At 71.4% G+C, this 22,844-nt stretch carries 19 protein-coding genes; 10 read left to right on the top strand and 9 right to left on the bottom strand.

Annotation, left to right across the window (positions count from 1 at the left end; translation table 11 throughout):
• Nucleotides 1-194 precede the first annotated feature (194 nt).
• Nucleotides 195-2,621 carry a SpoIIE family protein phosphatase gene (locus tag AB0K05_RS09725; protein ID WP_364228214.1) on the top strand — a complete coding sequence of 809 codons (2,427 nt, stop codon included), beginning with the start codon at nucleotides 195-197 and terminating at the stop codon, nucleotides 2,619-2,621.
• Here the strand turns inward: AB0K05_RS09725 and AB0K05_RS09720 are convergent, their stop codons facing one another.
• Together AB0K05_RS09720 and AB0K05_RS09715 are read right to left on the bottom strand one after the other, a co-directional pair.
• The gene (locus AB0K05_RS09720; protein WP_271278670.1) at nucleotides 2,622-3,563 is read right to left on the bottom strand and encodes an aldose epimerase family protein; all 942 of its coding nucleotides are present in this window, start codon (nucleotides 3,561-3,563) and stop codon (nucleotides 2,622-2,624) included.
• Complete coding sequence (locus tag AB0K05_RS09715; protein ID WP_148033567.1) at nucleotides 3,560-4,531, bottom strand: LacI family DNA-binding transcriptional regulator; 972 nt, start codon at nucleotides 4,529-4,531, stop codon at nucleotides 3,560-3,562. The genes AB0K05_RS09720 and AB0K05_RS09715 overlap by 4 nt, the downstream gene beginning before the upstream one ends.
• 221 nt (nucleotides 4,532-4,752) lie before the next feature.
• On the opposite strand from AB0K05_RS09715, the gene AB0K05_RS09710 reads away from it, so the two are divergent.
• Genes AB0K05_RS09710 through AB0K05_RS09695 form a run of 4 tightly spaced genes read left to right on the top strand, consistent with a single transcriptional unit; the run spans nucleotide 4,753 to nucleotide 9,446 of the window.
• On the top strand, nucleotides 4,753-5,637 hold the full coding sequence (locus tag AB0K05_RS09710; protein ID WP_219544178.1) for an NAD(P)-dependent oxidoreductase: 885 nt from the start codon (nucleotides 4,753-4,755) through the stop codon (nucleotides 5,635-5,637).
• The gene (locus tag AB0K05_RS09705) at nucleotides 5,637-6,515 is read left to right on the top strand and encodes a 5-dehydro-4-deoxyglucarate dehydratase (protein WP_148033569.1); all 879 of its coding nucleotides are present in this window, start codon (nucleotides 5,637-5,639) and stop codon (nucleotides 6,513-6,515) included. The genes AB0K05_RS09710 and AB0K05_RS09705 overlap by 1 nt, the downstream gene beginning before the upstream one ends.
• Nucleotides 6,512-7,561 (top strand): mandelate racemase/muconate lactonizing enzyme family protein, encoded by a 1,050-nt coding sequence (locus tag AB0K05_RS09700; protein WP_148033570.1) that lies wholly within the window; start codon nucleotides 6,512-6,514, stop codon nucleotides 7,559-7,561. Before AB0K05_RS09705 ends, AB0K05_RS09700 begins: the two co-directional genes overlap by 4 nt.
• Before the next feature lies 1 nt (nucleotide 7,562).
• Nucleotides 7,563-9,446 carry a DUF6807 family protein gene (locus AB0K05_RS09695; protein ID WP_364228210.1) on the top strand — a complete coding sequence of 628 codons (1,884 nt, stop codon included), beginning with the start codon at nucleotides 7,563-7,565 and terminating at the stop codon, nucleotides 9,444-9,446.
• 57 nt (nucleotides 9,447-9,503) lie between these two features.
• Here the strand turns inward: AB0K05_RS09695 and AB0K05_RS09690 are convergent, their stop codons facing one another.
• The 6 genes from AB0K05_RS09690 to AB0K05_RS09665 all read right to left on the bottom strand — a co-directional run bounded on the left by AB0K05_RS09690 (nucleotide 9,504) and on the right by AB0K05_RS09665 (nucleotide 16,200).
• Nucleotides 9,504-10,592: a hypothetical protein gene (locus AB0K05_RS09690; RefSeq protein ID WP_364228208.1), complete on the bottom strand. Its 1,089-nt coding sequence runs from the start codon at nucleotides 10,590-10,592 to the stop codon at nucleotides 9,504-9,506.
• Nucleotides 10,593-10,602: 10 nt separating this feature from the next.
• Entirely contained in the window at nucleotides 10,603-11,883 is a 1,281-nt protein-coding gene (locus tag AB0K05_RS09685; RefSeq protein ID WP_345482913.1) for a Gfo/Idh/MocA family oxidoreductase, read from the bottom strand.
• Nucleotides 11,884-11,948: 65 nt separating this feature from the next.
• Nucleotides 11,949-13,238, bottom strand: a complete 1,290-nt coding sequence (locus tag AB0K05_RS09680; protein WP_271278335.1) for an extracellular solute-binding protein — start codon at nucleotides 13,236-13,238, stop codon at nucleotides 11,949-11,951.
• Nucleotides 13,239-13,279: 41 nt separating this feature from the next.
• On the bottom strand, nucleotides 13,280-14,149 hold the full coding sequence (locus AB0K05_RS09675; protein WP_271278336.1) for a carbohydrate ABC transporter permease: 870 nt from the start codon (nucleotides 14,147-14,149) through the stop codon (nucleotides 13,280-13,282).
• Nucleotides 14,133-15,119, bottom strand: coding sequence for a sugar ABC transporter permease (locus AB0K05_RS09670; RefSeq protein ID WP_271278337.1), 987 nt, complete (start codon nucleotides 15,117-15,119; stop codon nucleotides 14,133-14,135). The genes AB0K05_RS09675 and AB0K05_RS09670 overlap by 17 nt, the downstream gene beginning before the upstream one ends.
• A gap of 286 nt (nucleotides 15,120-15,405) precedes the next feature.
• Nucleotides 15,406-16,200: an NAD(P)-dependent oxidoreductase gene (locus AB0K05_RS09665; protein ID WP_364228205.1), complete on the bottom strand. Its 795-nt coding sequence runs from the start codon at nucleotides 16,198-16,200 to the stop codon at nucleotides 15,406-15,408.
• A gap of 133 nt (nucleotides 16,201-16,333) precedes the next feature.
• Here AB0K05_RS09665 and AB0K05_RS09660 point away from each other — a divergent pair, with 133 nt between their 5' ends.
• From AB0K05_RS09660 to AB0K05_RS09640, 5 genes are all read left to right on the top strand, one after another.
• The gene (locus tag AB0K05_RS09660; RefSeq protein ID WP_364228203.1) at nucleotides 16,334-17,647 is read left to right on the top strand and encodes a sugar ABC transporter substrate-binding protein; all 1,314 of its coding nucleotides are present in this window, start codon (nucleotides 16,334-16,336) and stop codon (nucleotides 17,645-17,647) included.
• Nucleotides 17,644-18,573: a sugar ABC transporter permease gene (locus AB0K05_RS09655; protein WP_219544184.1), complete on the top strand. Its 930-nt coding sequence runs from the start codon at nucleotides 17,644-17,646 to the stop codon at nucleotides 18,571-18,573. Before AB0K05_RS09660 ends, AB0K05_RS09655 begins: the two co-directional genes overlap by 4 nt.
• A complete protein-coding gene (locus tag AB0K05_RS09650; protein WP_364228201.1) occupies nucleotides 18,570-19,433 on the top strand; it encodes a carbohydrate ABC transporter permease in 864 nt (287 codons plus the stop codon). The genes AB0K05_RS09655 and AB0K05_RS09650 overlap by 4 nt, the downstream gene beginning before the upstream one ends.
• Before the next feature lie 70 nt (nucleotides 19,434-19,503).
• On the top strand, nucleotides 19,504-20,265 hold the full coding sequence (locus tag AB0K05_RS09645; protein WP_148033578.1) for an IclR family transcriptional regulator: 762 nt from the start codon (nucleotides 19,504-19,506) through the stop codon (nucleotides 20,263-20,265).
• A 12-nt stretch (nucleotides 20,266-20,277) separates the two neighbouring features.
• Nucleotides 20,278-21,183: a 5-dehydro-4-deoxyglucarate dehydratase gene (locus AB0K05_RS09640; protein WP_219544186.1), complete on the top strand. Its 906-nt coding sequence runs from the start codon at nucleotides 20,278-20,280 to the stop codon at nucleotides 21,181-21,183.
• 121 nt (nucleotides 21,184-21,304) lie between these two features.
• Here AB0K05_RS09640 and AB0K05_RS09635 read toward each other — a convergent pair whose 3' ends face one another.
• Nucleotides 21,305-22,762, bottom strand: coding sequence for an aldehyde dehydrogenase (NADP(+)) (locus tag AB0K05_RS09635; RefSeq protein ID WP_364228198.1), 1,458 nt, complete (start codon nucleotides 22,760-22,762; stop codon nucleotides 21,305-21,307).
• Nucleotides 22,763-22,844: the final 82 nt, after the last annotated feature.

The following is a 22,844-nucleotide window of genomic DNA, read 5'->3' as shown; positions in this document are numbered from 1 at the left end:
AGGTACGTCGGATACCCCCGAGAAAGCACCGGGACGCGCCGGGCCACCGCCGGATCGTGTCGAAAGACTTCCCCGGCACCAGCCGGCTGGTGACCAACCTCGGCCTTCTTCCCAAGTGCAGGGAGCGTGGGCTCCCGGTCTGCCACCCTGAGAGTGACCGAACTGCCACATCGAGTGATGTTCTAGGACGCACAGTGGAGACGACCCGGGTGTCGAGCACCTCCTTCGACGGCACTCCCCATGCCCCGGCGGCGGCGCGACGGTTCGTCCGCCAGGTGCTCGGCGAGTGGAGCCTGAGCCATCTGGCGGAGGACGCCGTGCTGCTGACCAGCGAACTCGTCACCAACGCGGTGGTGCACGCCGGCACCGGCGTCGAGCTGACCTGCCGGTTGGACGCCGAGGCGGTGCCGCCCAAACTCGAGATCGAGGTCGACGACCAGCAGCCCGGCCGGACCGTCCTGGACGTGCCGCCTCCCGCCGAGGAGATGGCCACCTCCGGGCGTGGCCTGGCGCTGGCGGGCATGCTCGCCGACGCCTGGGGCGTCACGTACACCAGGAGCGCGAAGCGGGTCTGGGTGCGGATGGAGCTCGCCGACGCCCAGGAGCCGTGCCCGCCCTCGATCCCGGCGCCGCGCGAGCCCGTGGACGCGCTGCGGGTGGCGGTGCTGGTCGCCGACGCGGGTGGGCGGGTGATCTCGTGGAACGCCGACGCCGAGGCCCTGCTCGGCTGGACGGCGCGGCAGGCGGCGGGCCGGCCGCTGGAGGACCTGGTCGACTGGGACGGTCACGGCCCCGACGCGCCGGCCCTGTCCGACGCGCTCGCGCTGGGCCGCTGGCGCGGGGAGTCGCGGATGCGCCACCGCGACGGGCGGCTGGTCCCCGTCTACGTCTCCCACCTGCGCACCGGGGGCAGGCCGGAGCACCGGAGGGCGATCTGGATGGTGGTGGGCGGCGACCACGGGTTCGTGCTGGCCTCGCCGCCCTCACCCGCCAGGCGGGAGGCCGGCCGGCGCATCAAGGACCTGCTCGACCGCGACCGCCCGTTCGCCGAGCTGCTCGACACGATCGCGCGGATCGTCCAGCTTTCCAGCGCCGGCGACGCCGCGTACGTGCTGCTGCGCGCCGACTCCGGCAACAGGTTCGGGGTGGCGGCGGGGGCGGGTGAGGCGGCGGGGCTGGTGGGCGTGGTCGCGGCGGGCGTGTTCGCCCCCGACCGGCGCGCGCCGGCGGTCGTGGACGACCTGCTCGCCGCCGACGTCGAGCTGGCCCAGCGGCTGCGGGCCAGGTCGCTGGCGTGCGCGCCGCTGGTGGTGGCCGGCGAGGTGATCGGCCACCTGGCGGTGACCGCCGCCGAGCCGGGGCGGTTCGACCAGGACCTGGCCTCGAGCCTGCGGCACATCGCCGACCAGGTGGCCGGCACCGTGCAGCGGGAACGGCTGGCCGAGCAGGACCGGGCGCACCGGGGGCGGCTGTCGTTCCTCGCCGAGGCGGGCGAGCTGCTCGCGGGCGTGCACGACGAGGAGCTGCTCGCGGCGCTGGCCGCGCAGCTCGTGGTGCCCAAGATCGCCACCTGGGCGGCGGTCTACCTGACCGACCTGGCGGGCATGACGCGGCTGGCGCACGTGTGGCACCGGGAGGAACGGCACAACGCCGAGCTGCGCACGTCGCTGCCCGCCCTCCCGCGCACGCCGCTGAGCGAGGTCACCTGGCCCGTCGGCCGCGGGAACGTGCTGTCGTTCCCGCTGCTGACCCAGGGCAGGGCCCACGGCGCGCTGGTGATCGGCCGGAGCGAGCCGACGCTGCCGCTGGAGCTGGCCGAGCTGCTGGCCGACCTGTGCCGCCTGATCGCGCTCAACCTGCACACCGCGATGCTCTACACCCGCCAGGCCACCACCTCCAAGGCGCTGCAGCGCAACCTGCTGCCGGTGCGGATGGCGCCGATGCCCGGCCTGGAGTCCGCGGTCGTGTACGAGCCGGCCGAGGAGGGCGCGCACGTCGGCGGCGACTTCTACGACCTGTTCACCGTGGCCGACCACTGGTGCTTCGCCCTCGGCGACGTCTGCGGCAGCGGGCCGGAGGCGGCCGCCGTCACCGGGCTCGCCAGGCACGCCGTGCGGCTGCTCGCGAAGGAGAACTACACCGTGGCCGACATCCTGGACCGGCTCAACCGGACGCTGCTGGAGGAGGACGAGGAGGGCCGGTTTCTCAGCCTGCTGTGCGGGGAGCTGACGCCGCTGCCGCAGGGCGGGGCGCGGTGCACGATCGCCTCGGCCGGGCACGTGCCGCCGCTGCTGCTGCACACCGACGGCGAGGTGGAGCAGGTCGCCTCGCCGCAGCTGCTGCTCGGCGTCGAGCACGGCGTGCGGTTCTTCGTGGAGTCGTTCGAGCTCGCGCCCGAGGAGGTGCTGCTGTGCGTCACCGACGGGGTGACCGAGCGGCGCGACGGCAAGCGGCTGCTCGACGACGACGACGGGCTGTCCAGGCTGCTGTCGGGCTGCACCGGGCTGAGCGCCCACGCCGTCGCCGAGCGGGTGCGGCAGGCGGTCCACTCCTTCGCCGGCTCCCCGTCGAGGGACGACGTGGCGCTGCTGGTGCTGCGGGCTACGCCGGCTCTCCCCTGATCAACCCGGGAAGCGGTAGGTGGTGGTGGAGGCGCGGACCTCGCCGGGGCGCAGCACGGTCGAGGGGAACGCCGGCTGGTTGGGCGAGTCGGGGAAGTGCTGCGTCTCCAGGCAGAACCCGGCGTGCGGGCCGTACGGAGTGGCGTCGCCGTCGAGCATGCCGCCCGCGTAGAACTGGACGCCGGGCTCGGTGGTGGTGACCTCCATGGTGCGGCCGCTGCCCGGCTCGGTCACGGTGATGTCGCCGTTCAGGACGAAGCAGTGGTCGTAGGCGCCGTCGAAGCGCTCGCCGATCGCGTGGGGGGTGGTGAAGTCGAACACGGTGCCCTTGACCGGGGCCGCCTCGCCGGTGGGGATCTTGTCGCCGTCGACGGGCAGGTAGTGGTCGGCCGCCATGCGGACCAGGTGGCCGAGCACGTCGCCGCCGCCGGCCAGGTTGAAGTAGGAGTGGTTGGTCAGGTTGACCACGGTGGGCGCGTCGGTCTCGGTGGTGTAGTCGATGCGCAGCGCGTCGCCGTCGAGCGTGTAGGTGACGGAGGCGGCGAGCGTGCCAGGGTAGCCCTGGTCGCCGTCGGGGCTGACGAGCGCGAGCGTGATGGCCGAGCCGGTGACGTCGCGGATCGTCCAGACCTTGCTGTCGAAGCCCTCGGTGCCGCCGTGGAGGCTGTTGGGCCCGTTGTTGACGGGCAGGTGGTACTCGACGCCGTCGAGCGTGAAGCGGCCGCCCGCGATGCGGTTGCCGTAGCGGCCGACCACGGCGCCGAAGTAGCGGCTGCGGGTCAGGTAGTCGTCCAGGGTCGGCAGGCCGAGCACCACGTTGACGCCGTCGACCTCAAGCGTTTGCAGGATGGCCCCGTACGAGAGCACCGCCGCGCGCAGGCGCCCCGAGGTCAGTTCGTGGCGCTCGACGCGCTCCCCCGAGGGCAGCGTTCCGAAGTTCATGTGTGGGCCTCTCCCGTAGATTCGCGGACGATCAGGCTCGTCTCCAGCACGGTGACGCCGCTGGTGGCCTCGGAGTCGACCGAGCCGAGCAGCAGGTCGACGGCGATGCGGCCGGCGGCGGCGGTGGGCATCGCGATGGTGGTCAGCTTGGGGCGGCTCAGACGGCCGGGCACGATGTCGTCGACGCCGATCACGCTGATCTCCCCGGGCACGTCGACCCCCCGCTCGGCCAGCCCTTCGATCAAGCCTATGGCGACCAGGTCGTTGTAGGCGAGCACCCCGGTGGCGCCGGAGGCGATCACATCGGTGACGGCGGCCAGGCCGCCGAGCTCGGTGGGCGGGTTGGGGCCGAGGAAGGTGACGTCGGCCTCGCTCATGGCGGCGGCGGCCGCCTGCATCTCCTTGCTGGTCCACGACCCGCTGGGCCCGGTCACCAGGGCGAGCCTGCGGTGGCCGAGGCCGGTGAGGTGCTCGACGGCGAGCCTGACCCCGCGGCCGACGTCCATGAGCACCGTCGGCATGCCTTTGACCCTGCGGTTCACCACGACGAACGGCACCTCTTCGCGCAGCCGCTCGATCGTCTTGTTGGTCAGCCGGGGGCTGCACAGCAGCACGCCGTCGACCTGCTTGGTGAGGGTCTGGATCAGCTCCTCCTCGACCTGCGGGTCCTCGTCGGTGTCGGCCACGAACACGTGGTAGTCGCGGAGCCTGGCCTGCGCCTGGGCCGCCTTGATGAGCGGCGGGAAGAACGGGTTGGCGATGTCGGCCACGATCAGGCCGATGTTGTGGGTGCGCCCCGTGGTCAGCGCGCGGGCGGCCCGGTTGGGCCGGTAGCCGAGATCCTCGGCGACGGCGAGCACGCGGGTGCGTGTGACCGGGTTGACCAGATGGGGGGCGGAGAAGGCGCGCGACACCGTGGAGACGTGTACGCCTGATGCCTCCGCCACGTCACGAATGGTCACCGCCACGCTGGGCCTCCGAGCATGCCAAGTACATTAATGCAAGCGCTTGTATCGCTGTCAACGGGCCTCTTTCGCGAGGGCCGAGCGCCGAAAACTCATGCTACCGCGCATGAGGCCAGCGGCGACACCGCAGGCTGAGACGAGTCGGCTTGACGTTCTGCCGACGGCACCTCAATACTTTTTGCAACCGGTTGCGGTAATGACCCCTGCGGAAGGGTGAACGAGCGATGACACGAACACTGGTGACGGGCAGCGCCGGAAGGCTGGGGCGAAGCCTGGTCACCTCGCTGGCGCAGGCGGGTCACGAAGTGATCGGCGTCGACGTCACCGCCGGCACCCCGGACGACGCGGCGGCCACCCTCCCGGCCGACCTCACCGACCTGGGCGAGGCGTACGACGTGATGGCGCGGTTCCGGCCCGACGTCGTGGTCCACCTGGCGGCCATCGCGACCCCGTTCAGCCGGACCGAGGGCGTGATCTTCCGCACCAACACGCAGCTGGCGTTCAACGTGTGCGAGGCGGCGAGCAACGCGGGCGTGGGCCGGGTGGTGGTGGCCAGCAGTCCCACGGTGATCGGTTACGGGTCGCCTTCCGGCTGGGCGCCGAGCTATCTGCCGATCGACGAGGACCACCCGACGTCGCCGTGGAACGCCTACAACCTGTCCAAAGTGGTCGCCGAGCAGACGATGGCGTCGTTCGCGCGCAGCTCGCGGACGCGGTTCGCGGCGGTGCGGCCGTGCTTCGTGGTGGCGCCCGAGGAGTGGGCGGGCGCGCCCACCCAGTCGGGCCACACGATCCTGGAACGCCTGGACCTGCCGGAGATCGCCGGTGTCTCGCTGTTCAACTACATCGACGCCAGGGACGCCTCCGACATGATCGCCACCCTCATCGAGCGGCTGCCCGGCCTGCCCAGCGGCGAGGTGTTCTTCGCCGGCGCGGCCGACGCGCTGGCCCGCCGCCCCCTCGCGGAGCTGCTCCCCGCCGTGATGCCCGGCACGAGCGAGCACGCGCCCGCGCTCACCGACACCCTTCCCGCGTTCACCTCGGCCAAGGCCGAGCGCATGCTCGGCTGGACCGCCAAGCGCAGCTGGCGCACCGAACTGGAGATCTGATGAACCTCAGCGGAGTCCTCTTCTTCCCCATCACCCCCTTCACCCTGTCAGGCAAGCTCGCCGAGGAGGTGCTGGCCGAGCACATCGGACGGGGGCTCGACCACGGGCCCGGCGGAGTGTTCGCGGCGTGCGGCACCGGCGAGTTCTCCTCCCTGTCGGAGGCCGAGCACGCCGCCGTCGTCCGGGTCGCCGTCGAGACGGCGGCCGGCCGGGCGCCGGTGTTCGCCGGCGCGGGCGGGCCGCTCGGCGCCGCGCTCGCGCAGGCCGGAGCGGCGCGCGAGGCGGGCGCGGACGGCCTGCTGCTGATGCCGCCCTACCTGGCCAAGGGCACCTCGGACGGGTTCGTCGCGTACGTGCGGGAGATCGCGGCGATCCTGCCGGTGATCATCTACCAGCGCGGCTCGGTGGTGCTCACCCCCGAGCAGGTGGTCGAGCTGGCCCGGGTGCCCGGCGTGGTCGGGCTGAAGGACGGCCTGGGCGACATCGACCTCATCCAGCGCTCGATGCTGGCCGTGCGCAAGGAGGTGGGCGACGGCTTCACGTTCTTCAACGGCCTGCCGACGGCCGAGCTGACCATGGGCGCCTACCGGGGCCTCGGCGTCGAGCTGTACTCCTCGGCGGTCTTCGCCTTCGCGCCCGACATCGCGACCGCGTACCTGAATGGCGAGCACCGGCTGCTGACCGAGTTCTACGAGCCGCTCGTCCGGCTGCGCTCGAAGGTGCCCGGGTACGCGGTCGCGCTGGTCAAGGCCGGGGTGCGGCTGGGCGGCCTGGACGTGGGGCCGGTCCGGCCGCCGCTGGTCGACGCCGCGCCCGAGGACGTGGCGGAGCTGGAGTCGCTGATCAAGCACGGACGCTCGCTGATCGGCACGCCGTGATCCGCGACCTCACGGTCACCCCGCGCACGGTCGCGCTGCGCCGTCCGTGGGGGCCCGACGTGCCCGCCAACCACGTCCTGGTCGTCGAGGTGACGCTCGCCGACGGGCGGGTGGGCACCGGGTTCTCCTGGACGCCGCAGATCGGCGCGCACGCGGTGCGCGCGCTGCTGGAACACGACATCCGCGACGCGCTGATCGGCCTGGACCCGCACCCGGAGGTGGTGTGGGACCGGCTCTGGCGGCACCTGCGCGAGGCCGGGCCCGGCGGGATCACCACGATCGCGCTGGCCGGGGTCGACCTGGCGCTGTGGGACCTGCGCTGCGGCGAGCGCGGCCTGGTGGACGTGCTGGGCCGGCGCAGGGAGTCCGTCCCGGTGTACGGGAGCGGGGTGAACCTGCACTACCCGCTGGACGAACTGGTGGCGCAGGCGGGCCGGTGGAAGGCCGCCGGCTACCCCGCCGTCAAGATCAAGGTCGGCCGGCCGGACGTGCGCGAGGACGTGGCGCGGGTGGCCGCCGTCCGCGAGGTGATCGGCCCGGACACGCTGCTGATGGTGGACGCCAACCAGCGCTGGGACCTGCACACCGCCCGGCGCGCCGCCGACGCGCTCGCCCCGTACGGCCTGCACTGGCTGGAGGAGCCGCTGCCGGCCGACGACGTGGCGGCGCACGTGGAGCTGCGCCGGTCGGCGCACGTGCCGATCGCGGTCGGCGAGAACGTCTACACGGTCTACGGCTTCCGCGACCTGCTGGCCGCCGGGGCCTGCGACGTCGTGCAGCCGAACGTGGTCAGGGTCGGCGGCATCACCCCGTTCCTGCGCATCGCCGAGCTGGCCCGCGCCTTCGACGTGCCGGTCTACCCGCACCTGCTGCCGGACCTGTCGGGGCAGCTGGCGCTCTCGCTGCCGCTGCCGTCCATGGCCGAGGACGTCGAGGACGCCTCGTTCGCCGCGCTGGGGCTGCTCGCCGAGCCGTACCCTGTCCGCGTGGACGGCGCGGAGCTGCGCGCCGGCGAGCACCGGGGCCTCGGCCTCCGCTGGAGGTGACATGCGTGTCGTGCTCGCCGGAGCCCAGGGCTTCGGCTCCAACTATCTCGACCGGCTGCGCCGGCTGACCGGGCTGGTCGAGCTGGCCGGGGTCTGCGACGTGCGGCCGGTCCCGCCGGAGAGCCTGGCGGGTCTCGGCTCCCCCGAGATCTCCGCCGACCTGCCCGGCCTGATCGAGCGGACCGGCGCCCGGATCGCGATCCTGGCCACGCCCATCCCGACGCACGCCGAGCTGGCGCTGGCCGCGCTGGAGGCGGGCGCGCACGTCCTGGTGGAGAAGCCGACGGCGGCCACGCTGGCGGACTTCGACCGGATGGAGCGGGCCGCCGCCAAGGCGGGGCTGGCCTGCCAGGTCGGGTTCCAGAGCCTCGGTTCCGCGGCGGTGCCCGCGGTGCGCGAGCTGATCGCAGGCGGCGCGATCGGCCGCGTCACCGGCATCGGCGTGGGCGGCTCGTGGCCGCGCCCCGCCGCGTACTTCACCCGCAGCCCGTGGGCGGGCAGGCGGGTGCTCGACGGCGTGGACGTGGTCGACGGCGCGCTGACGAACCCGTTCGCGCACGCGCTGGCCACCGCGCTGGCGGTGGCCGGGGCCGACGAGCGCGGCGCGGTGGCCTCGGTGGAGACCGAGCTCTTCCACGCCAACGGGATCGAGTCCGACGACACCTCCGCCGTCCGGGTCACGCTCGCCGGCGGCACCCCGCTGGTGGCCGCGGTCACGCTCTGCGCGGCCGAGCGGGACGAGCCGTACGTGCTCGTCCACGGCGAGAAGGGGCGGATCCGGTTCGTCTACACGATGGACGAGGTCCAGGTGGACGACGGGCCCGTCCAGCGCTTCGACCGCACCGACCTGCTGGTCAACCTCGTCGAGCACGTGCGGTCCGGCGTCCCGCTGCTGGTGCCGATCCAGCGCACGGGCGGGTTCATGGAGGTGATGGAGGCGATCAGGGTCGCGCCCGACCCGCTGCCGATCGCCGACGACCACCAGGACCTGTCCGGCGAGGGCCGGGTGCTGCCGGGCATCGCGTCCGTCGTCGACAGGTGCGCCTCGGAGCTGGCGCTCTTCTCCGAGCTGGGCCTGAGCTGGGCGACGCCGCTCGTGGTGGGCGGTTCCCCCGTCGCCGAGTACGTGACCAGCCCCGACCTGCCGCTGACCGCGGCGCCCCGCCCTTACCTGCACCCGGTGCGCACGCTCGGCGGCACCGTGGTGACCGAGATCCGTCCGGCCGACCACCCGCACCACCTCGGGGCCGGGCTCGCGGTGACGGACCTGGGCGGGCGCAACTTCTGGGGCGGGCGCACCTACGTCCGCGACCAGGGGCCGACCTGGCTCGACGACCACGGCGTCCAGCGGCACCTGGCCTTCACCGAGCGCGACGCCGCCGGTTTCACCGAGACGCTCTCGTGGCTGCGGCCGGGGGAAGACGCCCTGGTTCGCGAGGAACGCACCGTACGGGCCCGTCCAGCGGCGCGTGGGTGGGTCCTGGAGTTCGGCTTCACCCTGCACAACCTGACCGGGGCGCCGCTGACGGTGCGCAGCTCGGCCACGAAGGGGCGGGCGGGCGCCGGCTACGGCGGGTTCTTCTGGCGCGCGCCGGCGGGCTCGCCCGGGTTGCGCGTGTTCACGGCGGCGGCCGAGGGCGAGGAGCGGGTGCACGGCTCGCGGGCGCCGTGGCTGGCGCTGTCGTCGGAGGCGTGGACGCTGCTGTTCGCGCAGGACGCCGACCCGTGGTTCGTGCGGGTGGCCGAGTATCCGGGCGTCGGCACCGCGCTGGCCTGGGACACCCCGCTGTCCTTCGACGCCCGGCTCGACAGGAAGGTGTCGGTCGTGGTCGTCGACGGGCGCCTGTCGCGCGAGGAGGCGGCCGAGCTGGCCACGGGCCGCTGACCCGCGGGCCCGGCGCGGTGCCACGCCGGGCCCGCGCCGCCGTGCCGTGTCGTGCCTTCAGCGGGACCCGGAGCGCAGTCCGGCGGCCAGCCAGGTGAAGGCATGCTCCTGCATCGGGACGTCGAAGGCGTGCGGGGCGTCGAAGAACCTGCCCTCGTAGCCGCCGCCGGGGTAGCGGCGGGCGATGGCCTCGTGGGCGCGGCGCATCCCCCGGCCGGGGAACAGCTGGTCGTCGCGCGCGTACAGCGCCAGCAGCGGTCGGGGCGCTCCGGACGCGACCAGCGCGGGCCAGTCGCAGACCCGCGACAGGCCGGGCGGGAAGAGCAGCCAGGTGTGCGAGGCCACGTACCCGTCGAGCAGGTCGGCGTAGGACGAGGTCATCGCGGCGACCACGACCGCGCGCACGCCCGGGTCGAAGGCGCCCAGCAGGGCGGCCCGCAGGCCGCCGCCCGACAGGCCGGCGCAGCCGACCGGCCCGATGTCCGGCCTGCTGCGCAGGTACGCCGCGGCGGCCAGGTCCTCGCCCGCCACCACGCCCGCGAACGAGGTGCCCAGCAGCCTGCAGTACTTCTCCAGCACGTGCTCGTGGTGGCCCGCCGCCACGTCGTAGCGGTCGGCCTCCGACAGCCCGGCGTCCGGGGCCAGGGCCGTCACCCGGTCAGGCATGTCCGTGAGCGGGAACCGGCGGCTCCCCCACCCGGTCACGTCGTGCGCCAGCACCGCGAAGCCGCGTCTGGCCAGCTCGGAGGCGAACGCCCGGCCGCCGTACAGCTCGCCGCGCAGCCGCCGCACCTCGGGGGTGGGCGGCTCGGGGCCGTCGGCGATCTTCTCCTTGCCCGCCCACTTCATGCCCGCGTGGCAGTGCAGGGCCACCACGCCGGGCAGCGCGCCCCGGTGGCCGTGCGGCCTGAGCAGGTAGGCCCGGGTGCGCGGGCCGTAGCCGACGTCCCAGGACAGCTCCTCGCCGTCCAGCCCGTCCGCCGTCCAGGCGCGCTCCACCCGTACGTCTCCCGCCGTGAGGTCGAGCGTGCCGATGGCTTCGCGCGCGGCGGCGCGCAGCTCCGGCCCGGCGGGCGCGTCCGGGAACAGCCCTCGCTGCCTCCCGGCCACGTCGGCGAGCCCCGAGAACTCCCCTAGATGCCGCATCTCGTACGGATCAGGCGCCGGCGAGGCGGGTGCCGTCGGCGGTGAGGTGGACGGGGCGGCCGGTGGCGGCTGAACGGTTGGCCGCGACGCCCACCAGGACGCTGCGGATGCCGTCCCGGTAGCCCGCGGGACGGGCGAGCGGGTCGTCGCCGGGGCCGCGGAAGACGTCGTCGAGCAGCAGCCGGTCACCGCCGCCGTGGCCGCCGGCGCCCCGCTCGATCGGCACCTCCTCGGGCTCCTGCCAGTGCCGGTGCAGGATGAGCCGTTCCCAGGAGCCGGCCGCGTGCTCCTTGCTCGCCGCGCTCGGGTCGACGGCGGCGTGCGGCGGGGTCCAGGACCGTTCGCACACCTCCAGCTCGATCCGCCCTTCGGTGCCGTTGAACGCCACCCGGTACCCCTCGAACGGCGCGTGCGCGGTCAGCGAGTAGGTGAGGATCGCCCGGTTGGCGTAGCGGACGAGCACCGACATGGTGTCGTCGATCGTCACGCCGGGCGCGAACACGTCCTGGTCGCGGATGTAGCCGTCCTCGTGCTCGGCGTCCAGGTAGAGCCGCTTGAGGCGCTCGTCCTGGGAGATGTCCAGGATGTACGGGTCGCTGCCCAGACCCGGGGCGCCCTGCCCGCGTGCCGGGCGCGGCCCGCGCGGCCGGGCCTGGCCGTAGAAGCGCAGGTCGGTCTGCGCGAAGACCAGCTCGGCCGCCGAGCCGAGCCACCAGTTGACCAGGTCGAAGTGGTGGGTGGACTTGTGCACGAGCAGCCCGCCGGAGTGGGCGCGCTCGCGGTGCCAGCGGCGGAAGTAGTCGGCGCCGTGGATGGTGTCGAGCGCCCACTCGAAGTGCACCGAGGTGACGTCGCCGATGGCGCCCTCGCCGATCAGCTTCCGCACCGCCGAGTTGCGCGGCGAGTAGCGGTAGTTGAAGGTGACGACCAGCCGGCCCGGGTTGCGCTCGGCCGCCTCGGCGATGGCCGCGCAGCTCTCGGCGTCGACCGTGAGCGGCTTCTCCACGATGACGTCGAGGCCGGCGTCGAGCGCGGCGACGACGTACTCGGCGTGGGTGGCGTCGACCGTGCACACCACGACGGCGTCGGCCAGCTCCAGCATCTTGCCGTACTCCCGCGGCACGAAGCACGGCACCGGCCGGCCGATCCGTTCGGCGTAGTAGGCCATGCGCGTGGTGTTGACGTCGCACAGGCCGACGATGGTCCCGGTGTCCTGCCAGTCGCCCAGCAGCGCGTCGACGTACATCTGCGCGCGGTGCCCGAGGCCGACGAAGGCGTACCTGGTGCTCAAGTGCTCTCTCCCCGAGTCGCGGTGGGCGGCCGGGGGCGGTGCGCCCCCGGCCGGTCGCCGGCTGGTCAGCCGGCGATGGCGGCGTTCGCCTCCTCCAGGAACTTCGCCGCGGCGGCGTCCGGAGTGGCCCTGCCGAACACGACCTCCTCGCTGGCGCGCTCCAGGATGTCCTCCATCTCCAGCGCGCCCTTCGGCGGCGCCTCGATCGGGCTCAGCTCGCTCTTGACCTCGTCGATGAAGGCCAGGGTCTTCTGGTCGGCGGGCGGCAGCTTGTCCTTGACGGCGGCGAGCACCTTGGAGTTGGTGGGCAGGCCGCGGTCGCTCAGCAGGATGCCGGCCGCGTCGGGGTCGTTGACCAGGAAGTCGATGAACTTGCCCGCGGCGTCCGCCTTCTCCGTCTTGGCCGAGGCGGCGTAGAACATGGCGGGCTGCAGGAACATGCCGCTGGTCGTGGCGCCCTCCAGCTTCGGCATCCGCAGCAGCGTCATGTCCTGGCCGGACGACTTCGTCAGGGCGTTGAGCTGGTTGCTCCACCACATGCCCATGGCGCCCTCGTTGGTGCCGAGCAGCGACTGCTCGGGACCGGTGTCGCCGATCTCCTCGCTCTTGGCGGCGTCGGGCGAGCCCTTGGTCTCGATGAGCTTCTGGTGGATGGCCCACCAGGACTTCAGCGTGTCGACGGACATGCCGATCTTGGTGCCGTCGTAGAACTTCTCGCCGCGCTGGGCCGCGTAGATCTGCAGCCAGGCGGGGTTGAAGTTGTACTCGGCGCCGGTGGCGGCGCCCGTGGCCGAGATCTCCTGGGCCAGCGCGGCCCACTGGTCCCAGGTCCACGTGCTGTCGTCCGGCAGCTCCTTCTTGGCCTTCTCCAGCGCGGCCGGGTTGGCCAGCATGGAGAAGGCGTTGACGCCGGTCGGGATGGCGTACTGCTTGCCGTCGATCTGGCCGCTCGACAGGACCTGCTGGTCGAGGTCGGCGGTGGGCAGCTTGCCGGCCAGGTCCATCAGCGCGCCGCGGCCGGCGTACTCGCTGAGGCCGCGGATCTCGATGCTCAGCACGTCAGGCGCGTCGTTGGCGGCGACCTTGGTGGCGAGCTTCTCGTAGTAGCTGTCCCAGTTGGAGAAGTCGCCCTCGACGTCGATCGTCGGGTTCTTCTCCTCGAACTTCTGGATGGCCTGGTCGGTCAGCTTCTGCCGGGCGTCGCTGCCCCAGTAGCTGAAGGTGATCGTCACCTTGCCGCCGTCGCCACCGCCGCCTCCTCCTTCGCCGCCGTCGCCGCTGCCGCAGGCGGCCGCGGTCAGCATGGCCGCCGACAGCGCGGCGACCCACATCGTCTTACGAGAGCCGAGTTTCACAGCTCTACCTCCTCTTGGGGGTTACAGGGGGTGAAGAGGAACTACTTCAGGCCAGTGGTCGCCATCCCGCGGATCAGGTACTTCTGTCCCGCCAGGAAGAACCCGAAGATCGGCCCGAGCGACACGATGGACATCGCGAACATCGGACCCCAGGACGACTCGCCGCTGGAGTCCAGGAACTGCCGCAGCGCCACGGCCACCGTGAGGTTGTCGGAGTTGGTGAGGTACAGGTTCTGGCTGAAGAAGTCGTTCCACGTCCAGATGAAGGTGAAGATGCCGGTCGTCGCCAGCGCCGGCATGCACAGCGGCAGGATGACCTGCAGGAAGATCCGCCAGTAGCCCGCCCCGTCGATGGCCGCGGCCTCGTCCAGCTCCCGTGGCAGCGTCCGGATGAACTGCACCATCAGGAAGATGAAGAACGCGTCCGTGGCCAGGAACTTGGGCACCACCAGCGGCCAGATCGTGTTGATCCAGTCCATGTTGGCGAACACGATGTACTGCGGCACGACGGTCACGTGGTACGGCAGCATGATCGAGCCCAGCATGATCGCGAACCACACCTTCTTCAGGGGGAAGTTCAGCCGGGCGAAGGCGTAGGCGGCCAGCGAGCAGGCGACCAGGTTGGCCGCCACGGACAGTCCCGTGATGACGGCCGAGTTCCACAGGTAGTAGCCGAAGCTGTGCTTGAGCGCCGACCAGCCCTCGATGTAGTTGTCCATCGTGACCGCGCTCGGCCACAGGCCGGGCTCGCGGAAGATGAGGTCCTCCGGCTTCAGCGAGCTGGAGATCATCCACAGCAGCGGATAGAGCATGATCAGGCCGAAGCCGATCAGCAACGCGTGCTTGAGCAGCCGGCTGCCCCGCGGGAGCGGGCGGAACAGGAACGGCACCCGGTTACTTCGTGTCGCCATAGAAGACCCAATACTTCGACGCGAGGAAGTTCACGCCGGTCAGTCCGGCGATGAGGAGCAGGAGGACCCACGCCATGGCGGCCGCGTAGCCCATCTCGTAGCTCTTGAAGCCCTTCAGGTAGAGGTAGAGCGTGTAGAAGAGCGTGGAGTCGACCGGTCCTCCGCTGCCGCCGCTGACGATGAACGACTGCGTGAACGACTGGAAGGACTTGATCACTTCGAGTACGAGGTTGAAGAAGATGATCGGCGTGAGCAGCGGCAGCGTGATCGAGCGGAACTGGCGGAGCTTGGTGGCCCCGTCGACCGCGGCCGCCTCGTAGTAGCTCTGCGGGATCTGCCGGAGTCCGGCGAGGAAGATCACCATGGGCGCGCCGAACGTCCACACGTGCAGGAGGATCAGCGTGCCGAGGGCGGTGTCCGGGTCGGACACCCAGCCGGGCCCCTTGATGTCGAAGATCGCGAGGACGGCGTTGACCAGGCCGTCGGTGCCGAAGATCTTCCGCCACAGGATGGCGATGGCCACGCTCCCGCCCAGCAGCGAGGGCAGGTAGTAGATGGAGCGGTAGAACGACAGCCCGCGCAGCCCCCGGTCGAGCGCGAGCGCCAGCGCCAGCGCGAAGGCGAGCTGCATGGGCACCGACACGACCACGTAGATGGTGGTGACCTTGAGCGACTGGATGAACCGGGTGTCCTCGAAGAACAGCTTCGAGTAGTTGTCCCAGCCCACCCACTGGGCCTCTTCCAGCAGGCTGTAGTCGGTGAACGACAGGTACAGCGAGGCGAGGATCGGCCCCACGGTGATCAGGAACAGGCCGACGAACCACGGGGCGAGGAAGACGTACGCGGTGCGGGCCTCCCGGCGCCGGTGAACGTTCGCGTAAGTCGTCCGGCGGCGACGCCCCGGGGGGCGAGCGGCCTCCCGCGGGGCGGCGGGAGGTCGCTCCGGGGTGACAGAGATTGATTCGGACATACATCCCTCTTCCAGGCCCAGCCCGGCACGGCGGGATCGGATAGCGCATTCCTATAAGGAGGCCAAAAGTTTCGTCAACCCTTTGCAGGTGTTACAAAGCCGTTACCGATATATCGCTAACCGCATCCTGCCTGTTCAGAGGGGATATGGGGCGGGATACGCGTTCTTAACATTTTCGCTCTGACCCACCTCCACTACAACCGGTTGCACTTCACGGCGAAAGAGTCCGGGCATGCCGACAGCCGCCCTGACCTGATCGATCGGGGCGGCTATCGAGCAGAAACGGTCACCAGGAGCCGCCGAGCTCCTTCAAGGTGAAGACCCCGCCGACCCGGTCGTGCAACGGGTCGCTCAGGTCCGGCTCGCCCTGCTCGGCGATGATCTCCGCGGCGTACGACTCGGAGCTGTCGCGCGACTCGTACCCGATGGCCTCCGCCTCCTTCAGCGACCACCACCTGCGGGCGTTGTCGGAGACGCCCCACACGACGTGGAAGCCGGTCGCCGTCAGCGCGGCCTCCACCAGCCGGGCCAGGTCGTCCGGTGAGATCCAGGTGGCCAGGCCGCGGGTGTCGGCGGAGCGCTCGTTGCAGGTGCCGAGCCTGATGGCGGTCACGTGCATGCCGAACCTGTCGTGGTAGAGGCTGCCCAGCCCCTCCATCACGAGCTTGCTCACGCCGTAGTACGTGTCGGGGCGCGGGAAGGCGTAGTCGGCCAGCTCCCCGCCGGAGGGCGGCCGGGTGTGGAAGCCGGCGGCGTGGTGGCTGCTCATCAGCACCACGTGTTCGACACCCGCCGCGCGGGCGGCCTCCATGAGCACGTAGGTGCCGTCCATGTTGGCCCGCACGATGTCGGCCCACGGGTGCTCGCGGCTCTGGCCGCCGAGGTGGAGCACCGCGTCGACGTCCCGCATCGCGGCGGCCATGGCGAGCTCGTCGGTGAGGTCGGCCACGGCCAGTTCCTCGCCGGGTCCGGTTTCGAGCGGCGCCAGGTCCGACAGGCGCAGCGTCCGGCCGTCACGGGCGAGACGGGGACGGAGCAGCGTGCCGACTTTCCCTGCGGCGCCGGTCATGAGAATGCGCATTCCCCCGTTGTACACAACACTGGCCCAGATTCACATTCTTGAATATTGACCGTGATGTGTGTCACTGGTTACTTTCTTCAAGACTCGCCCACATCCACGACACTTGTCACATATGTGAACAGGAGGCGGTCTTATGTCACGTCGTCTGCTCGGGGTCGCGCTGGCCACGACCCTGGCCGTTACGCTGACAGGCTGCGGCTCCGGGGGAACAGGCTCAAGCACGGACGACGCGCTGGAGATCTGGATCAGGCAGGCGCCCGATTCGGAGTCGGCCAAGACAGCGCAGCGCCTCGCCGAGGCGTTCACCAAGGCCAGCGGGATCCAGACCAAGGTGGTCGCCCTCTTCGACGACTTCGAGACCAAGCTGCAGCAGCAGGCGGCGCAGCGCGATCTGCCCGACATCGTCATCAACGACACCGCCCAGATCGGCAACATGCAGACCCAGGGCTGGCTGACCGAGGTCGACCGGGCCTCCCTGGCGGGCGGCGACAAGGTCTCCGACCTCGCATGGAAGGCCGCCACCGCGAGCGACGGCAAGACCTGGGCGGCGCCATTCTCCGCGCAGGCCTTCGCCATCATCGCCCGCAAGGACTGGCGCGAGAAGGTCGGCATGGAGATCCCCCAGACCTGGGAGGACCTCGCCGCGCTGGCCACCGCCTTCACCGAGAAGGACCCCGACGGCAACGGCGAGAACGACACCGCCGGCTTCGTCATCCCGGCGAGCACCAAGCGCGGCTACGCGTCCTGGTACGCCTCCTCGTTCATCTACGGCAACGGCGGCGACTTCGTCTCCGCGTCAGGTTCCGGCACGTTCACCTCCGCCATGAGCGACCCCAAGGCCGTCGAGGCGGTGCAGTTCCTCCAGGACCAGTTCTGCAAGACCAAGACCGTCAACCCGGGCGCGGTCAGCAACGACACCACGGTCACCCACGAGGTGTTCGAGAAGGGCCAGGGCGGCATCTACCTGACCGGCCCGTACGTGCTCGCCCGGTTCGTGGAGAGCATCGGCACCGACAAGATCGAGGTCTACCCGGTGCCCAAGGGCCCGTCGGGCGGCCCCGGCACGCTGGGCGAGGGCGAGAACGTCTACCTGATGGCCGGATCGGGCAACACCGAGGGCCAGAAGAAGTTCGCCGAGTTCGCCATCTCCGCCGAAGGCCAGCGGATCGGCATGAACAAGGACGCCAACGGCGCCATCGTCCGCCTGCCGGTCAGCTCCGAGGTCGACATGGCCGCCGAGCGCCAGGACCCGCGCTGGCAGGTGTTCCAGGACGCCTACGCCGACGCCGTCTACGCCCACCCGGTGCCGAACTGGGCGCCGATCCGGCAGACCTCCGCCGACTCGATCAACACGGTGTGGGCCGACTGCGCCAAGGACGTCAAGGCGGAGATGGACGCGCTCAACACCAAGCTGACCCAGGAACTGCAGAGTCAAAAGGCATCATGACCCCGACGCTGACCACGGCGCCGCCACCGCGGGCCGCCGCCCCCGGCCAGCCGCCCCGCCGGGCGCGCTGGCGGGGGCCGCTGGTCGCCTGGGCCTTCCTGGCGCCCGCCCTGCTGCTGTTCCTGTACTTCAAGTTCATCCCGATGTTCACCGGGCTGACGATGAGCCTCCAGGAGATCCGCTACATCGACAGCACCTGGGTCGGGCTGGACAACTACGCGACCATTCTCACCGACGACGCCTTCCGCTCGGCGATCTGGCACAGCCTGGTGCTGGCGCTGGGCACCACGGCCGGCTCGATCGTGTTCGGGCTGGGCCTCGCGCTCCTGATCGAGGGGCCGGCCAGGTATCTCTGGTTCGTCAGGACCGCAGCCTTCCTGCCGGTCGTTGTCACCATGGCGGCCGTCGCCGAGGTGTGGCGGATCATGTACCACCCGGGCGACACCGGCACGCTCAACATGATCCTCGGCTGGGTGGGGATCGCCCCGCAGCCCTTCCTGGCCGACGAGGACTCCTCGCTGCTGTCGATCATGGTCATGAACATCTGGCGCGGCACCCCGTACGACATGATGATCTTCCTGGCTGGGCTGGTCGGCATCGACCGCACGCTGTACGAGGCCGCGGCGGTGGACGGCGCGTCCACCTGGAGGCGGCTGCGGCACATCACGCTGCCCGCGCTGCGGCCGGTGTTCTGGATCCTGTTCACGCTCGCCGCCATCCGCGGCCTGCGCGTGTTCGTCGAGGTGTACGTGCTCACCAACGGCGGGCCGAACGGCTCGTCCGAGGTGCTGATGACGCTCATCTACAAACTCGGCTTCCAGACCGGCGAGCTGGGCATCGCCTCGGCGGGCGGGATCGTGCTGTTCGCTGCCACGCTCGTGCTCACCGTACTGGTCCAGCTCATGCGCAGGAGGCAGGCGGCATGATGAGGTTCGACAGCGCGCTGGGGCTGGAGTCGCGGCGCGGGCCGTTCGCCACCGCGGGCAAGATCCTGCTCTACTCGGGCATGGTGGTGGTGTTCACCGGGCCGCTGCTCGGGCTGCTGATCAGCGCCTTCAACAAGACGCTCGACCCGACCTCCTTCACCTGGTGGCCGGACGAGTTCACGTTCGACAACTTCGTGCACGCCGCCGACCGCAACGTCTATCTCTACCTGTTCAACTCCTTCGTGGTGGTCGGGTTCGGGCTGCTGCTGCAGATGATCGTGAGCGTGTTCGCCGCCTACTCGCTGGCGCGCAAGAGGTTCCGCGGCATGGGCGTGGTCATGCTGATCATGCTGGCCACGATGATGATGCCCGAGGAGATCATCGCGATCCCGCTCTCCCTCGTGCTCGCCGACATGCCGCTGCTGAACGTCAACCTGATCGGCACGTACGCGGGCATGATCCTGCCGGTCGGCGCCTGGGGCTTCTCGATCCTGGTCATGACGGAGTTCATGAAGGAGGTGCCGGTCGAGCTGGAGGAGGCCGCGCGCATCGACGGGGCGGGCGAGCTGCGCACGTTCTTCACCGTCATCCTGCCGCTGTGCCGGCCCGCGCTCGGCGTGATCGGCGTCTTCGGCTTCACCATGATCTGGGACCAGTACCTGCTGCCGCTCATCGTGGCGCCCGAGTCGAGCATGTGGACGCTGCCCATCGCGCTGCGCTCGCTCCGCTCCGACGAGGAGGTGGGCATCGGCGTGCTGCTGGCGGCCACGCTGCTGGCGCTGCTGCCGTCGATCATCGCGTTCCTCGCCTTCCAGCGGCAGTTCATGCGCGGTCTGACGAGTGGGGCGGTGAAGGGGTGACCTGTGTCCATGTATCTGGACGACATCCCATATCCTGACACCCATAAGTCGCAGTCGAGATGGGACGATCATGGAGCCGCAGCTGGTCAAGTCCGCCGAGCGGACCGTACGCATCCTGGAGGCCCTCGCCGCCGCCCCGGGCACGCTGACGCTGTCGGAGGTGCAACAGCTCACCGGGTTCCCGCGCAGCAGCCTGCACGCGCTGATGCGCACGCTGGTGGAGCTCAACTGGGTGGAGACCGACGCCGCCCGGTCGGCCTTCGGCATCGGCCCGCACGCGCTGCTGACCGGGACCGCCTATCTGGACAAGGACCCGGCGCTGCCGTTCGCCCAGGCGACGCTGGAGGACCTCAGGGAGGAGACCGGGCAGACCGCCCACTTCGCCCGCAGGGACGAGGCGCACGTCCTCTATCTGGCCACCCGCGAATCCCGCGACGCCCACCACATCATCCCCCGGGTGGGCAGGCGGCTGCCCGCCCACGTGACCGCGCTCGGCCAGGTGCTGCTCGCCCAGCTCACCGACGACGAGGTCAAGGCCCTGCTCCCCGACCCGCTGCCCGGCATCACCGACCACACGATCACCGACCTGGGCAAACTGACCGGCGAGCTCGACCAGGTCCGCACCCGGGGCTGGGCTTACGAACGCGAGCAGGGCACGTCGGGCGTGGCCTGCGTGGCCGTCACGGTCGACTACCGGATCCCGGCCACCGACGCGATCAGCTGCTCGATGCCGGCAGACCTGCCGCCCGCCCAGATCGAGCGGGTCATCGAAGCGGTGATCACACACACCCACAAGCTGGCTGCCACTCTCCGGCGAGAGGGCATCCGGTAAAAGGAGGCGCTGATGCGGCTAGAAGGCGTTCTGTTCTTCCCGGTGACCCCGTTCGGTCCCGACGGCGAGGTGGCCGGGGAGACGCTCGGCCGGCACGTCGACGCCGGAGTCACGGCGGGGGCGGGAGGGGTGTTCACCGCGTGCGGGACGGGTGAGTTCAACGCCCTCGGCCCCGGCGACTACACCACCACGGTGCGGGCGTCCGTGGCCGCCGCGGGCGGGCGGGTGCCCGTCTTCGCGGGCGCTGGCGGCACGCTCCCCGAAGCCAGGACGCTGGCCCGCACGGCCGCCGCGGAGGGCGCCGACGGGCTGCTCATCATGCCCCCGTACCTGGTCAGCGCGCCGCCGGAAGGCCTGGTCGACTACGTGCGCGACGTCGCCCTGGCGGGCGGGCTGCCCGTCATCATCTACCAGCGCAACAACGCCCGCTTCTCCCCCGCCGCCGTCGCCGAGCTGGCGCGGATGCCGGAGGTGATCGGGTTCAAGGACGGGCTGGGCGACCTCGACCTGCTCCAGCGCATCATCCTGACCGTGCGCGAGTCGGCGGGGCCGGACTTCACGTTCTTCAACGGGCTGCCGACGGCCGAGCTGACCGTGCCCGCCTACCGGGGGCTGGGGGTGAACCTCTACTCCAGCGCCGCGTTCGCGTTCGCCCCGGAGGTCGCGCTGGCCTTCTACCGGGCGATCACCTCCGGCGACGAGGAGCTGACCCGCCGCCTGCTGACGGGCTTCTACAAGCCCCTGGTGGAGCTGCGCGACCAGGTCCCGGGGTACGCGGTCTCGCTGGTCAAGGCCGGCGTACGACTGCGCGGGCTGGACGTGGGCGGGGTACGGCCACCCCTGGTCGACCCCGCACCGGAGCACGTGGCGGAGCTGGAGAAGATCATCGCCGCCGGCATGGAGATCATCGGCGCCTGACCCGTCCCTCACCGCGGGAGGGTCATGCCCTCCCGCGGTGGGGGTAGCCGGCTCCTGACCGGACATGCCGCCGGGAGGACCGCGTCTCCCTGCGGCCGCGGCGCCCACCCGGGCCGCCGTTCTACCGTCCGAGTACGCCGTCCACACGGCGGGGGATTCCCAGGAGGTTGTCGTCCTTCAGCTCGTCAGGCAGCAGCGCCTCGGGCCAGTCCTGGTAGGCCGTGGGCTCCAGCCAGCGGTCGATGGCCGTGGCGCCGACCGAGGTGGTCGCCGTGGTCGTGGCCGGCCAGGGGCCGCCGTGATGCATGGCCCAGGTGACGGCCACGCCGGTGGGCCAGCCGTTCCAGATCAGCCGCCCGGCCTTCCGGCCGAGCACGTCGACCAGCGGCTCCGCCTCACCGGCGTCGGCGGCGTGCACGGTGGCGGTGAGCGAGCCCTCCAACCGTTCCAGCACCGGCGGCAGGTCGCCGACCTCACGGTAGGTGACCACGATCGAGGCCGGCCCGAAGCACTCCTCACCGATGCCGGGCAGCTTCTCGGCGAAGGTGTCGAGATCGGTGGTGAACACCTTGGGCGTCACCGACCAGCCGCCCTCCCCCGGCGAGCCCTCGGCCAGCAGCTCCAGCTGCCCGAGCCGGTCCAGACCGCCCAGGTAGCCCTCGCGGATCCGCTCGGCCAGCATCGGCCCGCCGCTGGTGCCCTCGACGGCCTCGGCCAGCGCCTTGCGCAGCTCGTCGCCCTCGGGCACGAACATCAGCCCCGGGTTGGTGCAGAACTGCCCCACCCCCTGGGTCAGCGAGGCGGCGAAGCCGGTGGCGACCTGCTGCGCGGACGCCGACGGCAGCACCACGACGGGGTTCACGCTGCCCAGCTCGCCGAAGAACGGGATCGGCACCTCGCGCTCGTCGATGAGCCGCTGGATCGCCTTGCCCCCCGCGACGGACCCGGTGAACCCCGCCGCGACCACCGCCGGGTGCCGCACCAGGTCGGCGCCGGCGTCGAGGCCGTGCACCAGACCCAGCAGGTCAGGGTACGGGAGCGCGTCGCGTACCAGCTTGGCCACCCGCTCGGAGGTGCCGGGATGACCGGGATGCGCCTTGACCACCACCGGGCAGCCGGCCGCCAGCGCGGACGCGGTGTCGCCGCCGGCCACCGAGAACGCGAAGGGGAAGTTGCTGGCCGCGAACACCGCCACCACACCGGGCAGCGGCCGCTTCACGCGCCGCACGTCCGGCCGCGGCGGCTCGGCGTGATCGATGATCGCGTCGAGGTAGCCGCCGTCCCTGATCACCCGGGCGAAGAACCTGAACTGGCCCGTGGTGCGGCCCACCTCGCCGCGCAGCCGTGCCTCGCCGAGCGCCGTCTCCTCGTCGGCGAGCCGCCACAGCTCGTCGGCGTGCGCGTCCAGCGCGTCCGCGACAGCCTCCAGCGCCACCGCGCGGTCTTCCGCCGGGGTCGCCCGCCACGCCTGGCCCGCTGCCACGGCGGCGGAGACCACCAGGTCGACCCCGGCTCGGTCGGTCTCGGCCACGCCGGCGCCCACGGGCTCACCGGTCCTGGGGTCGTATCCGTAGATCATCGAATGGCCCTTCGGAGTCTTGACACCTTCTCAGCTCGATTCTTACAGTTGCCGCATTCTGTCCACAAACCTGGCCCCTGTT

This window comes from Nonomuraea sp. NPDC049486 (assembly GCF_040676925.1).
Lineage (GTDB): Bacteria > Actinomycetota > Actinomycetes > Streptosporangiales > Streptosporangiaceae > Nonomuraea > Nonomuraea ferruginea.
The sequence above is the reverse complement of the archived record's forward strand: the minus strand, read 5'-3'. Positions and strand labels throughout refer to the sequence as shown.

Excerpts from the sequence above, each read along its gene's own strand:
- AB0K05_RS09720 (WP_271278670.1), bottom strand. The coding sequence starts at position 3,563 with ATGAACTTCGGAACGCTGCCCTCGGGGGAGCGCGTCGAGCGCCACGAA.
- AB0K05_RS09710 (WP_219544178.1), top strand. The coding sequence starts at position 4,753 with ATGACACGAACACTGGTGACGGGCAGCGCCGGAAGGCTGGGGCGAAGC.
- AB0K05_RS09705 (WP_148033569.1), top strand. The coding sequence starts at position 5,637 with ATGAACCTCAGCGGAGTCCTCTTCTTCCCCATCACCCCCTTCACCCTG.
- AB0K05_RS09695 (WP_364228210.1), top strand. The coding sequence starts at position 7,563 with ATGCGTGTCGTGCTCGCCGGAGCCCAGGGCTTCGGCTCCAACTATCTC.
- AB0K05_RS09690 (WP_364228208.1), bottom strand. The coding sequence starts at position 10,592 with ATGCGGCATCTAGGGGAGTTCTCGGGGCTCGCCGACGTGGCCGGGAGG.
- AB0K05_RS09675 (WP_271278336.1), bottom strand. The coding sequence starts at position 14,149 with ATGGCGACACGAAGTAACCGGGTGCCGTTCCTGTTCCGCCCGCTCCCG.
- AB0K05_RS09670 (WP_271278337.1), bottom strand. The coding sequence starts at position 15,119 with ATGTCCGAATCAATCTCTGTCACCCCGGAGCGACCTCCCGCCGCCCCG.
- AB0K05_RS09665 (WP_364228205.1), bottom strand. The coding sequence starts at position 16,200 with ATGCGCATTCTCATGACCGGCGCCGCAGGGAAAGTCGGCACGCTGCTC.
- AB0K05_RS09660 (WP_364228203.1), top strand. The coding sequence starts at position 16,334 with ATGTCACGTCGTCTGCTCGGGGTCGCGCTGGCCACGACCCTGGCCGTT.
- AB0K05_RS09655 (WP_219544184.1), top strand. The coding sequence starts at position 17,644 with ATGACCCCGACGCTGACCACGGCGCCGCCACCGCGGGCCGCCGCCCCC.
- AB0K05_RS09650 (WP_364228201.1), top strand. The coding sequence starts at position 18,570 with ATGATGAGGTTCGACAGCGCGCTGGGGCTGGAGTCGCGGCGCGGGCCG.
- AB0K05_RS09645 (WP_148033578.1), top strand. The coding sequence starts at position 19,504 with ATGGAGCCGCAGCTGGTCAAGTCCGCCGAGCGGACCGTACGCATCCTG.
- AB0K05_RS09640 (WP_219544186.1), top strand. The coding sequence starts at position 20,278 with ATGCGGCTAGAAGGCGTTCTGTTCTTCCCGGTGACCCCGTTCGGTCCC.
- AB0K05_RS09635 (WP_364228198.1), bottom strand. The coding sequence starts at position 22,762 with ATGATCTACGGATACGACCCCAGGACCGGTGAGCCCGTGGGCGCCGGC.